Here is a 12855-nt window from a genome sequence, read left to right as displayed (position 1 = left end):
TCTCCGCTATGAAGAGGGACAGCTGACCGGGCCTATCCGCTGCGGAACCGGCGTGGTCTCCGGAAGCTCGAACGGGATGCTGCATCGAAGCTCTCCGGCATTTATTTTGACTTCGTTAATGCGCCCGAGGTGCGAGAACCAGACCACGCCGTCGTAGCCCACCAGGGCGCGCTGTTGACTATTAACTTCCTCCACCGGCGTACCGACCGGTAGCGGTTGTCCCTGAGCATCGACGAAGATGAGCGTTGCCGAGCGCACGCGGTTAACCGGGAAATCAACCAGCGCGCCGCTGCCTTCGCGTACGGCGATGCGTTTTTCCACCGTGACGGCTTCGGTATCCGTGGGCAACGGCAGCGTATCGAGGGTGACCTTTCCCGGATACCACGCCGAAGCCCAGGGGATCAGCAGATGACCATTTTTATCGGTCACGCCGACTTTGCGGTTTTCATAATTCACCGTAATGTTCGGATAGTTGCCGGTAGAAACGACGATAAAGGCGTCGTTAATTTGCCGGGCGAAAAACAGACTGTTATCCATCAGCACGACCGAGCCTGCGGCCTCAAACCAGCTGTGATGATCGTCACGCGACCCGTAATAGCCACCGCTCAGCGTGGACACGCGATTAATCCAGGTCAGATCCGCCTGACTATAGTTATTGCCGCCGATCGAATGGGCGAGGTTCCAGCCCAGCCCGCCTTCCGCCGGGGCAGAGCGACTAACGTTGATATTTTCCCCCCATTGGCCTGAGCTGGATCGTTGACCGCTTAGCTGCACGGAGCTTTGCGAATCGAAAGGGATAATGATTTGCAACATGCTGGCGTAGCTATTGTCCTGCAGATCGCGGTTTACGCTCAGGTTGAGGCTGCTGCTTTGCCACAGGCTGCGGCTCCAGGAGAGGTTCATGAGCCGGGTATGTGAATTATCCTCGGCTTTGATATCAAAATAGCCAATGCTGAAAGATCCGAGCGCTCTGTCCCATGGGCTCAGGCTCAGCGTCGCCTGATCTGACTGACGGCTTAATGCGGCGACAGAACCGTAGGTGCTGAGGTTGTTGTAGTCAGCGCTGCGGCGAATATGCTGATAGTTCACTCCCCAGCTGCTGGCGTAATAAGAGTATCCGGCGGTGAGTTGATTGCCGCTGCCGTCGCCCCGGCTGGCGCTGGTCGACAGGCTGAGGGTGCCCAGGTTCCCCACGCCGATATCGCTGCCTATTCCGGCATTGGTTAATCCTTTGCGGTCTTCCGTATGCGTCGACAGCGTGAGCCAGTTGTTGACTCCATAGCGATAAATCGCGCTCAGCGCGCCGGCGCCATAATCGGCACTCTTGATACCGTAGTTGTTGCGCAGGGCCCCAAGGGTGAAATCAAAATCACTCAGGCCTTCGCGCAGCAGGGTGTTGGAGACATAAAAAGGAATGCTGGTGGACACCTGACGACCCAGGGCATCGGTGGTCACCACGGTAGCTTCGCCGGCGCCGCTGATCCAGGGAACGTTGGTCAGCGTATAGGGGCCGCCATTGATTTGCGCGGAGCTGGCTTTATAGCCGTTAATAAACAGATCGACGCTTGAAGGAACCGCCGCGCTGCCGGATAAATTGAGCAGCGGATACGTCACCAGATCCGGGCGAACGCTGAAGTTACGGCTCAGCCGGAGTCCTCCCATTCGTACTGAACTGCTCCAGGTCAGGGCGTTACTGACCACATCCCCGGCCTGGTAGCTAATCATCTGTTCGCTGTCGCTGTATTTCCACAGGGTGTCGTAACGCATAAAGCCCTGCTGCTCGTAGCCCGTCGAAGACCAGTTTTGCCGGATGACGGCATTGTTAGAAAGAACGCCTGGCGGCCCGAAGAGGCGCATCTCGGTATAGGTGCTGGTGGTTTGCGTTCCGCCGGACGAGAAGAGGCTGTAAGCGTCATAGTTAAATAACATGCCGGGACTGCTTATCGCGGCCTGGTAGTTTTGTCCCGTCGTCTCCCCGATGCGCTGCTCGGGAAGCCAATTGTCCGGCACCCGGAGATTGAGCATTTGCCCCGGCCGATCGTATTCCACTTTAACCGAGGGGATCGTCGTCACGTCAACCAGCGCATCTTGGGTCTGTAAGGGAATATGCGCCTGGCGCAAAATGTCGGCGGCGATCCAATAGCGACCCGTAATAACCTTTACCGGAGCGGCGCTCGCCACGAGATTCCCGTTGACCGATACGCTGAGATACAGCTCATACTCCTGCTTATCGCTGTATGAAGCTGCTGGCGCAGGCAACGAATCATAGGTCGCAGCGCAGGCCGTTACCGACGCTAGTGCCAACAGCCCTCCGGTCGCTGCCCTTTTCAGATCGCGCATTATCAACGATCCGCCGGAATTTCCACCGCCTGGCCGTTATCCGTTAATTTCGCGAACAGGTGCATGCCTGAGGGGACTGAAGCGTTTCCCACCAGCGGGAAACAGCTCTTTTTCTGCGCCAGCACGTAGCCGAGCAGGCCATTGGCCTGAGCTATCTGGCCCTTGCCACCGGCATTGGCCCAGTAAACCGCGCTGAGCCGGGCATGCTGATTGCCGGTATTGTCGATGCACAGCGTCTGGCGGCTATTTTGCCGCGAGAGCGACCAGCGCAGCGTGGTTCTTACCGCTTCCACGGATCCATTGTTCTTCAGCGGGTTGATGCCCTGTCCGTAGGTAAACAACGGCAGGACATAGCGCATGCGCATTTTCAGTCCGGCGGAATTCTGTTCCTTCTGCGCCGTCGGTTCAGCGGCAGGAATCTCATCGATAACAATACGGTAGGATTGTTCTTTGCCAGCCGTGACGGGGGCGATGCGCATCAACCGTACCAGCTGACGCTGGCCGGGCGCGACGGTGGTAAAAGGTGGGCTGGCGACGACATCACGCTGATCGGCATAGGCATCGGACGACCCTTTTTGGTCCCAGGAAAAAACGCGCAGCTGTAAATTAACCGGGGTAGCGCCGCGGTTTTCCAGCCACAGCTCTGACCCCTTTTCGTGGCTTTCGATAGTCTGGAAGATGGGCCAAACGAGGACGGAGCTTGCGGCCATAACGGAGCAGGGGAGAGATAAAGCGAATGTAAACAGCGCAAATCTACAGCGAATCATAGTTAACCTGTGATGATTTAATAGGTCAGCGTGACGGTGACCGTGTCGGTATAGGAGCCCACCGCCGGGAAGCCATTCGTGGCAAAAAGGCGGCCATAAACCGTATAGGTTTGCGTGGAGCTCGGAAATGATGCAACGCTCAGGGCCAGCGTACTGTTGCCCCAAACGTTAGCGCGGTTGGCATCCTGATAAAGCTGATAGGCCAGCGTGTTGCCGCCGCCGTTCGACATATAGCGCCGGGTGGCCGAACCGCCGTTTACGCCATAGTCGAGAGCGATTGAGATAGCGGTGCCGGGGGTACAGGTCACGATGATTGAGCCGGCGCCGGAAGTACTGGCGACATCAACATTGTTATAAAGCGATGACAGAGTGCCAAAACTCAAGGTGCCGAAATCCGTCGTTTGGGAGCCATCCCCCGCGCCAAGCGCGCAGCCAGCGGTTATCTGCGCGGAGACTTTGAAGGTCTTCTGGACAGTAGCGGCGTGGGCGCCCGAGGTAAAAAGCAGAATTAATGTAAGCCACTCTGGTCGAAGCATGACGCCCATTTTCCTTATGCGATTACCAGGTTAACGTTGCGGTTACGATGTCGTCATACACATCGGCTGTCGGCGCGTTGACGCTCTGGTCCTCGGGGCGAATACGGGCAAAAACGGGGATAGCCTGCGGGTTGCCTGTGCCTACGATAGCGATTGTTCCGCCGGGTAAAATTTCCTGACTGCGGGCGGCATCCGCATAGAGCCGATAAGCAATCTGCTGGTTGCCTGCCGCGTTTTTCATGTAACGCAGAGCAGCGTCGCCATACTGGCCGCCGTCAAGCGTCAGCGTTGAGTCAAGATCTTCGGTACAGGTCACGGTAAGCGCGTTACCTCCGCCGCTTCCGGTGACGCTTGCATCAATGGAGTTGGCTAAATCACCGTAGGCGCCGAAATTAATCGTGCCCCAGCGGTTGTTTTCTCCACTTCGGACGTTCGATACGCTGCAGCCGCTGCCAAGTGTGACCTGAACACTAATCTGGCCGCTTAATGTTCCCGCTGCGGAAGCCGGTTGCGTAAGAACTATGGCGCTCAGTAAGCCGCCCAGGATACTGCGCGATATCGTTTTCACGTTCATCGAAAACCTCTTAGTGGAAAGCCGCTGAAGAAAAACAACAATGTAGCGATAGTCGTGGGTCACCGTTTAACAACCACGGTTTTGTTGGTTAACGTATAGCTACTTCTGTGGGATATGGGTAACTTTGCGTTAATGACTGCATTTTGGTTGTGAAATGGTTTTTTAGTCTGACTTATTGCTATTCTGTTGAAATAAAATTCCTTATGTTAATATTTTGTTGGTTTTATGTGTTTTCTTTGTTTTTTGAAGGGGCGAAAAGAGAATGCGATTTTTTTAAAATCACAATCGGGCGCAAAGTTTGAAACAAAAAATCTGGACAAAAAGGCGTGTGTAGACACTTACCGTGCGGTTGAGCGACAACGAGGAGAAAACACCTGCACGAAATCAGGCCCATAGTGCAGGTGAACTTTACGGGCCAACATCGGAAGTGACCCAGTATACACATTTGTATGACAAATAGAATAATAGATAAGAAAACGCCTTAAATTTTTTGCCTATTATTTTAACGGCGCTTGTCCGAGGTATTGCAAAGAAAGGATAGGCAGCTTAGAGGCGACAAAGAAATAACGCCCAGGGCATTATTCTGGCGTCACAAAAGAGGGGTACAGCGTTGTTTCAAGGTAGCTAACAATGAACCATATTTCGTCACTAAAAATAAACCAGAGAGCAGCGGACAAAATAATCAACAGGATAGCCAGCAGGAGTATTTCTGTTTTGCTCATAACTTCACTAGCCGTCCGCAAGGAGTACAACGAAGTTATGATAGTAACTAAAGCGGCGTAGAAGATGCAAACGCCGCTGTGCTAAACGGCGTTGATGAAACGTTTGCTGCGTTAATCGATGAGAATTGTCATCTGCGCAGCCATATCATCCAGCAGCTGGAAGCGGCGACGATATTCAGCGCGCTTCTTACTGGCAATGCTCTCAAGCGTCTTTCTTTCCAGCTTCAGTGGTAAGCGCCAGCGCCATGCACCGTCGGCTACCCCTTCGATAGATTGCCAGAATTCATCATAGCTGGCGTGGAAATGGCGCCCTTTGCTCAGACGATAGCGCAGCGCGCGGAAGACGTGACCGTTATCGCTGACTCCGTAAATATGTTGAATGCCGCAACGCGCCGCCATTAGCCAGATAAACTCCATCAGCAGGCGTTTCGGGAACAGACCGTAGCAGGCGCGGGTTGCTCGTTTAATCACTTCATGCGAAATATTGCTACGCGGCCCCTGCAGGCCGCCAATAGTCAACTGCCAGCGATCCTGCTGACGGGAAACGCTAAAAGTCGCGCTGGCGAGCACGATCCCATCGCCATCGCGCAGCCATAGGGTCGTTTCACCCTCGCGTTCAGCTTTGCCCGCCGAAGAGGCGGAAAGCGTAAACCGGCTGTCGTCCTTGCCTGCCAGCTCAAGCAGCGGCAGCTCATTCGCTGCGGTCATGGCATCAGCCAGGCGCGATCCGCCCAGCGAGTCGACAAACTGGTAGTGGCTGATAATCGCGTGCGCGCGCTGGCTGGCGTTGAGCCCGCGGGTTAAATACTGACGATGAACCTTGCCCGGCAGAGTCACCTGAGCGGTCAGTAGCTGATTGAAGTCCGCGCGCGCCGACAGGCTCTCCAGCATGCTGCGCGTTGGCGCATAAAATAATGCCGTGCGCAGTAAAAACTTCAGCCGGTAATTACGTTTTTGCCAGATGGGTGCAGGGGTGAGTCGCCCCATCACCAGGTCGGCAATAAGATTGGGGCGTCGTTCAACGACCCCGGCTGAATGCAGGCTGTTATCCGTCACGATGAATACCTCGTTGTTATTTAGCCTCTATTCTAGGGATATATCGTGAGGAGCTTAATGCCCTGGCGGACTATATTTGGCTTTCGTTTAAACTCGATTGAGGTGGCAATATTACGCCCGCGCCAGCGGGAGAATTTTCCTATAATTAGGTCAGGAGGACGAAATATGTATCAGCGTATTAACGGTTCCGCCTGGCGTAATATCTGGCTGGTTGGCGACCTGCACGGCTGCTTTGCGCGGCTGATGGAAGCCCTTCGCGAGCGCAGGTTCGATCCTTACCAGGACCTGCTTCTTTCCGTGGGCGATCTGATCGATCGTGGGCCGCAAAGCGCGGAGTGTCTGGATTTACTGCGCTATCGCTGGTTTTTCGCGGTGCGCGGCAACCATGAACAGATGGCGCTGGATGCGCTTGCCGATGGCGAACCGATGCTCTGGGAAATGAACGGCGGCGGCTGGTATACGCAACGCTCAGAACAGCAGAAAGAGCGCCTCGCGCCGCTTATCGCCCGCTGCCGTCATCTGCCGCTGATTATTGAGCTCCACAGCGCTGAGCAGGTACATGTTATCGCCCATGCGGATTATCCGGCGACGCTTTATCGCTGGCAGCAGGCGGTGGATGAGCATCAGGTGCTGTGGAGCCGACAGCGTCTTACCGATCATCTCTCCGGGCGTCACGGCGCGATTGCCGGTGCTGACCACTTCTGGTTCGGCCATACGCCGCTTAAACGGCGTTACGACTACGATAATCAGCACTATATTGATACCGGGGCGGTATTTGGCGGGGAGTTAACCCTGGCGGCGCTACAGAGGACGGGCTAAAAGTCACTGTACTCCTGGGCGGGCAGCCAGAAACTATCGATAAAATCCTCTACCGGAAAGCAGCCGCCGTGACGTATTCGCTGATCGTCCATCGCTGCGGTGCACTGCCGTTCGTTATCGTACACATCCACAACGATATCTTCACAGCCTCCGTCGAGGTAACAAATAAACAGCACTAAGGCAAACATCCCGGTCTCATATCCTGAAAAACATAGTTATAAGTGTAGGAGATGTCGGGAAAGCAGGGGGAATAAATAACCCGTCTCAGGCGACGGGTTCCTTTGAATCAGGCGAGACGCATGATCCAGGCATCGGACTGACGATCGTAGTGCTTACGGTAGAGGACGGAATGTTCACCATCAAGTATGGCGGGTACGCTGGTGTCCGCGTCCCATGCATCTAGCTGCATACATAAATCCGGATCGGATTTGCAGGGTATGCTTAACGTTCGCTCTCCCTGCTGTTCGCCGTGCAGTTCGGCGTCGTCTATTTCAAACGCGCCGATACGTACGCTGGTTTTACTCATAAATTCACCCCGTTGATCTGCTGATTTGTGGTACGACCAGTTAAGGCCGCCATTTTTCAGCGTAGACAAAGGTGCGCAAAGCGCCAGTGAAAAAATGCTGTTTTTCCGTTCGTCATCACGCTTTAGTGCTAAAAAGCTTTCCGTCGCGCACCAGTTCACGGGGATAGCTGTTTTTTAAACGCGAGCCGATTTTTTTCGCCAGCCCCAGCGGCGCGCCCTGAAACGTGACAATAACATCATCCTGCTGCGACGGTACTGCAGGATAGACGTCACGACCGCGGTACCACTCTTCCGCTTCGGCCTGGGTCAGCTCAAAAGGGGCATCAGGCGCGGCAAGCGCAATGACCGCTTCGTGCTGCCAGCGATAGCCTTTGTTGTGGGTTTCGGCAAGACGGATACCGATGCGGGAAAAGCGCACTTTGCCGAATAGCGACTCGAGCGCGTGAGGGAATAGCCAGATTTCTTTATCCCGCTGCCAGAGCGTATGGTCAGCGCCCCAATGCAGGCCAACGGCGGCAGCGGCGGTCGCAATGGCGGCCGATTCGCGGCTTTTAAGCGGGATAAAGGGGAATTTACCGACCTTATAACCCGGCGCCGGCAGCGGTGCGATGGCGGCGGTTTTACGCAGACGGGCGACGAAGAAGCCTTCGCAATCGAAAATCTGCGGGAACACGTGCAGGAAACCCTCTTCGGTTAGCGCCTCGCTGGCCTGCGGGAACAGCGAACCGAGCGGCAGTACCTCTGCCGCCTGCGGATAGCGCGCCAGTAGTCCGTTGACCACGTCTTCGTTTTCTTGCCGGTTCAGGGTACAGGTGGAGTAGACCAGCGTGCCGCCGGGGCGAAGCGCATGAAACGCGCTGTCGATAAGCTCGCGCTGGGTCTCGGCGATACTGGCGTTGCTTTCCGGCGACCAGTTTTTTAACGCATCGGGGTCTTTCCGTACCACGCCTTCGCCGGAGCAGGGGGCGTCGAGGAGAATCGCGTCAAAACACTCCGGCAGCGCGGCGCCGAATACGCGCCCATCAAAATGGGTCAGCGCCACGTTGCCGATCCCGCAGCGGCTGATATTGGCGTGCAGCACTTTAACCCGGCTGGCGGAATATTCGTTGGCCAGGATCCCGCCTTTATTGCCCATGCGCGCGGCGATCTGGGTGGTTTTTGACCCCGGCGCGGCGGCGACGTCCATCACCCGGTTCGGCATATTTCCGTCGGCAAACAGCGCGGCGACCGGCAGCATGGAGCTCGCTTCCTGGATGTAAAACAGCCCGCTGAGATGTTCAGCGGTGCTGCCCAGCGGCAGGGCGTCGTCTTCCTCACGATCGATCCAAAAACCCTCCTCACACCAGGGTACCGGCGTTAGCTGCCAGCCGTAGGGGGCGACCAGCTGCAAAAAGTCAGCCACGCTGATTTTTAGCGTATTTACGCGAAGGCTTCGGCGCAGGGGGCGCTGGCAGGCGGCGATAAAGTCAGCGAAAGAGAGATGCGTCGGCATTGCCGTACGCATTTGAGCGAGGAATTCTTCAGGAAGATAGACAGCGTTTTGAGCCACGGGGAGCGCACCACAACGAAAAAAGGGGGCGTAGTTTACCATAAAGGCTCCGGCGACGGACACCGGAGCCTGTTATGCTTAGCGCGGCAGGGCGGTACCCCATTCGCGCCACTCTTTCGGTTCACTCTCCAGCAGCAGGAAGTGTTTACCATCCTGCGCTTTCGGCGCCAGCGGCGTACCCGGAGGCGTCGCAAAAGCGATGCCGCCGCGAATGAACTGATTGAAGGTACCGGTTTTCACCACGCCGCCGATCAGGCCAAAGTCGAGGCTATAGCCGGAAGCCAGCCAGAACACCGAGTTGTTGCGCACCAGATACTGATAACGTTTACTGATACGCAGCTGTACCATGACGCGATCCGACATCGAACCGAGCATCAGGCCGGTAACCGTACCGACTTCAAGCCCGCGGAACAGCACCGGCGTGCCGATACCCAGCGAACCGGCTTCGGGTACTTCGACGATAATGCTCAGGCCGTCGATATAACGTGAATCGCTAATCGTGGTTTCCTGAATTTCAAAATCACGGCGCGGCGCACCGCGTCCCGGCTCCACGTTAATATAGGCCTGGAAGAGCGTATCCAGATGCTCGACGCCCGCTGCGGAAATCTGCGGAGTAATCACCGAGAAACGCGTGCCGGCGCGGGCGAAGGTGTTGACGTATTCCGGATAGAGAACCGCTTTCGCCTGCACTTCGTTTTTCGCGGTAATTAAATTCAGCGATTGGATCTGCCCAATATCAATCCCCAGGTAGCGGATCGGCATACCTTCGGCGATTTTACCGGCGTCAAAGGCGTGCAGGGTTATCTGGCCACCCACCGCGCGGGCGGCGGTTTCCGACGCATACAGCACGCGTTTATTATCGATACGCGCGCTGGCGCTGGCGCCGCTCAGATTATCAAAGCTTATCGCGCCTTTCAGCGCGCGGGAGAGCGGGGAGGCCTGAACCGTCAGGCCGCTGCCGTTAAGCTGCACTTTCGCGCCGCCTTCGGCCCAGAACACGCTGTTACTGGTGAGCAGATGGCGATATTCCGGTTTGATATGGATGTTGATCTCAAAAGCGTTCTTGCGCGGCTGAACGGTGATGATTTCCCCGACTGCGAATTTACGATACAGCACCACCGATCCTGCCTGGACGTCCGGCAGCGTCTCAGCTGAGAGCGTGAGAGTGGTGGTCGGCAGATCGCTCATGCTGTTTTCCAGCGCTTTTTCCTGGTTGGCGTACAGCGGATAGCGGCTTTGCATCGCCCCTTTGTCGCCCGGAATAATGCGGATCCCGCCGTTGACCCATTCGCTGGCGCTGGCGCCGAGGAACTCCACGCCATCAATACCGACTTTGACGTCGATACGGCTATTGACCACGAATTTGCTGTCGCCGCGCACCAGTGAACGGTACTCGGGCATGACTGCGACCTGGAAAGTGACGCCGTCGGCGTTTAGCTTGCGCTCCAGAACCTGGCCAATCTGAACGCCGTGCAGGATCAGCGGCTGCCCGGCATCAATACCGTAGCTTTCTGGCGCGGTGAGCGTGACGGTTGCGACATCCGGTTCTTCCAGGATGGATTTATCGGCAGGCAGCACCGCAAACTGGTTGCGCGGTTCACCCTCGCCGGGGACCAGCTCAAAGGTGGTACCGGTCAGCAGGGCGCTGACGCTGGGATTATCCAGCGAGATTTTCGGCTTCTTCATCTGAATCAGCGTCTTCTCGCGCAGCAAGCTGACGACGCTGGGATCGACGGTCATTTCGCCGGTGACTTTCCCGTCAGCATTGAGATTCAGTTTACTGAGCTGGCCGACCTCCAGACCCTGATACATCAGCGGCGTAGAGCCCGCTTTTAACCCTGCGCCGTCCGGAAGGTCCAGTTTCACCACCACTCCGCGCTGGCTGTGCGCCAGGTCTTCGTATAAGTGATAATCGGTATTCTGCTGAGCCTGCGGAGAATCATCGGGGGAATCAAAGGCGATAGCGCCGTTCACCAGCGCGGAGAGGCTGTCCAGCTGAACTTTAGCTCCGCTCAGGCTGACGTCCGCCTTTACGCCGGATACGTTCCAGAAGCGGCTCTCTTTTTTCACCAGATTGGTGAAACGCCGCTCGATCAGTACATCAATCGTGACGCCCTGATTGTTCGGATTAATGGCGTAGTCATACACCCGGCCGACCGGAATCTTACGGAAGTAGACCAGCGAGCCGCTGGTTAACGAGCCTAAATCCGCTGACTTGAGATGGATCATCAGCTCGCCGTTATTAATGTGGTACTTCGGCTGGGTATCGAGGGCGACAAAGTGATCCTCGGGCTCGCCCTGGCCTGGCATCATGCCGATATAGTTGCCGCCAACCAGCGCATCCAGGCCGGACACGCCGGCAAGCGAGGCTTTCGGCGTCACCAGCCAGAACTGGGTCTCCTTGCGCAGCGCATCTTTCATATCGCCTTTGACGCTGGCAGAAACCTCGATTTTACTCAGATCTTTGCTTAGCGAGATATTCTCGACCGTACCGACTTCTACCCCCTGATAGCGGATAGGCGTCCGTCCCGGAACGATGCCGTTGGCCGACTGGAAGTCGATGACGATCGTCGTACCGCGATCCTGATAGCTGGTCCAAATCAGCCAACCGGCAATCAGCAGCGCGATGACCGGCAGCAGCCAGAACGGTGAAATGCGGCGTTTAGTTTTAATCTTGGCTTCAGTCGGCGAAGCGGGCGTTTCCTGACTCATGTGCGTCCCAAAGTAAGCGGCTGTCCAGCCATTCAACAGCAAGGATAGTTAAAATTACCGCGGCGCCAAAATAGACCGCGGCGGGCCCCATCGTAAACGCGAGGAGCTGATCGCGGTTGATCAGCGACATGGTTAATGCGATGACAAAAAGATCCAACATAGACCAGCGGCCGATCCAGGTAATCAGCCGCAGCAGCAGGATGCGGGTACGTAGCCCCTGTTCACACTTGAATTGTATGCTGACCAGCAGGGTAAACAATACAATAACTTTGGTGAATGGGACCAGAATACTGGCGATGAACACCACCCCGGCGATGGCGACGTTGCTGCTGGCCAGCGACATAATGCCGGAAAGGATGGTGTCTTCCTGACGCGCGCCGTTGACGTAGATGATCGAGATCGGCAGCAGGTTGGCAGGAAGCAGGAAAACCAGTGATGCAATCAGCGCAGCCCAGCTCTTTTGCAGGCTTTGCCGGCGTCGATGGCGCAAAGGCGTGTGGCAGCGGCGGCAGCGCCCGCGCGCATCGCGATGTCCGGTATAATGGCAGCCCAGACAGACCTGAAGATTTTCATCCGGGCGCAGCGCAGGGCGCTGGGGATAAAAACGCTCCCAGAGCTCTTCAACGTTCATATGGATAAGCGTCAGGATACTGAGCAGCGTGAGGGAAACATAGGCGACAAGCCCGATACCCGGCTGCAGGAAGGCGTAATCCTGCACTTTAATGGAGGCGACGCCGATGCCGACCAGGTAAATATCCAGCATTACCCACTCCTTGAGCCGCTCCAGCATCAGCAGTATCGGTCGCAGATTCATGCCCAGCACGTTGCCCAACCACAGGTAGGCGATTGACACCACCAGCAGCACCGGCGCGACGACCGCGCAAAAGAGCACCATCGCCGCCGTGAGCGGATCGCCCTGGCCGGTCATTTGCCAGATGCCCTGAAGGACGTTAGCGTCGATACGCACGCCCAGCAGATGCAAACGTAGCAGCGGTTCGCTCCACGCAAAAGGCATCAGCAGCAGCATAGCGATCGCCATGCTGCCCAGCCGGGTAAGCGACCAGTCGCGGCCATCGCGCACTTTGGCGTTGCAGCGAGGGCACCAGGCGCTTTGATTCTTTTTGAGGACCGGTAAACTAAACAGCAGGTCGCACTGCGGGCAGCGCTGATAGTGAGCGTGCGCAACAGGGGCGCTGACCGAGTAGACGATCATCTTTTTTGCTGGCGTAATCCTGGGTGTTTTTAGTGGCATTT

12 protein-coding genes are annotated in these 12855 nt (G+C 56.3%); 1 reads left to right on the top strand and 11 read right to left on the bottom strand.

From position 1 onward, the window contains the following. Positions 1–6: 6 nt before the first annotated feature. From ABLV12_RS26605 to ABLV12_RS26580, 6 genes are all read right to left on the bottom strand, one after another. Positions 7–2340 carry a fimbria/pilus outer membrane usher protein gene (locus ABLV12_RS26605; RefSeq protein ID WP_348867480.1) on the bottom strand — a complete coding sequence of 778 codons (2334 nt, stop codon included), beginning with the start codon at positions 2338–2340 and terminating at the stop codon, positions 7–9. A gap of 2 nt (positions 2341–2342) precedes the next feature. Beyond that, complete coding sequence (locus ABLV12_RS26600) at positions 2343–3107, bottom strand: molecular chaperone (RefSeq protein ID WP_004113760.1); 765 nt, start codon at positions 3105–3107, stop codon at positions 2343–2345. A 17-nt stretch (positions 3108–3124) separates the two neighbouring features. After that, positions 3125–3643, bottom strand: a complete 519-nt coding sequence (locus tag ABLV12_RS26595) for a spore coat U domain-containing protein (RefSeq protein ID WP_032692328.1) — start codon at positions 3641–3643, stop codon at positions 3125–3127. A 22-nt stretch (positions 3644–3665) separates the two neighbouring features. Further along, complete coding sequence (locus tag ABLV12_RS26590; protein ID WP_064397722.1) at positions 3666–4217, bottom strand: spore coat U domain-containing protein; 552 nt, start codon at positions 4215–4217, stop codon at positions 3666–3668. 578 nt (positions 4218–4795) lie between these two features. Beyond that, a complete protein-coding gene (locus ABLV12_RS26585) occupies positions 4796–4939 on the bottom strand; it encodes an Ecr family regulatory small membrane protein (RefSeq protein ID WP_142447463.1) in 144 nt (47 codons plus the stop codon). A 111-nt stretch (positions 4940–5050) separates the two neighbouring features. Continuing rightward, positions 5051–5995 carry a VirK/YbjX family protein gene (locus ABLV12_RS26580; RefSeq protein WP_004113756.1) on the bottom strand — a complete coding sequence of 315 codons (945 nt, stop codon included), beginning with the start codon at positions 5993–5995 and terminating at the stop codon, positions 5051–5053. 165 nt (positions 5996–6160) lie between these two features. Between ABLV12_RS26580 and pphA the strand changes: the two genes are divergently transcribed. Next, positions 6161–6814, top strand: coding sequence for a protein-serine/threonine phosphatase (pphA, locus tag ABLV12_RS26575; RefSeq protein ID WP_105890446.1), 654 nt, complete (start codon positions 6161–6163; stop codon positions 6812–6814). On the opposite strand, the gene ABLV12_RS26570 is transcribed toward pphA, so the two are convergent. From ABLV12_RS26570 to yebS, 5 genes are all read right to left on the bottom strand, one after another. After that, positions 6811–7002 (bottom strand): YebW family protein, encoded by a 192-nt coding sequence (locus ABLV12_RS26570; protein ID WP_004103330.1) that lies wholly within the window; start codon positions 7000–7002, stop codon positions 6811–6813. The genes pphA and ABLV12_RS26570 overlap by 4 nt on opposite strands. A gap of 98 nt (positions 7003–7100) precedes the next feature. After that, positions 7101–7340 (bottom strand): YebV family protein, encoded by a 240-nt coding sequence (locus ABLV12_RS26565; protein WP_004103329.1) that lies wholly within the window; start codon positions 7338–7340, stop codon positions 7101–7103. Between the two features lie 115 nt (positions 7341–7455). Beyond that, positions 7456–8889: a 16S rRNA (cytosine(1407)-C(5))-methyltransferase RsmF gene (gene rsmF, locus ABLV12_RS26560; RefSeq protein ID WP_348867479.1), complete on the bottom strand. Its 1434-nt coding sequence runs from the start codon at positions 8887–8889 to the stop codon at positions 7456–7458. A 78-nt stretch (positions 8890–8967) separates the two neighbouring features. Next, positions 8968–11601 (bottom strand): PqiB family protein, encoded by a 2634-nt coding sequence (locus ABLV12_RS26555; protein WP_016808295.1) that lies wholly within the window; start codon positions 11599–11601, stop codon positions 8968–8970. Then, on the bottom strand, positions 11570–12853 hold the full coding sequence (yebS, locus tag ABLV12_RS26550) for a membrane integrity lipid transport subunit YebS (protein ID WP_016808294.1): 1284 nt from the start codon (positions 12851–12853) through the stop codon (positions 11570–11572). Before yebS ends, ABLV12_RS26555 begins: the two co-directional genes overlap by 32 nt. Positions 12854–12855 lie beyond the last annotated feature (2 nt).

The sequence above is a fragment of the Klebsiella sp. CN_Kp100 genome (genome assembly GCF_040065315.1).
Lineage (GTDB): Bacteria > Pseudomonadota > Gammaproteobacteria > Enterobacterales > Enterobacteriaceae > Klebsiella > Klebsiella oxytoca.
The sequence above is the reverse complement of the archived record's forward strand: the minus strand, read 5'-3'. Positions and strand labels throughout refer to the sequence as shown.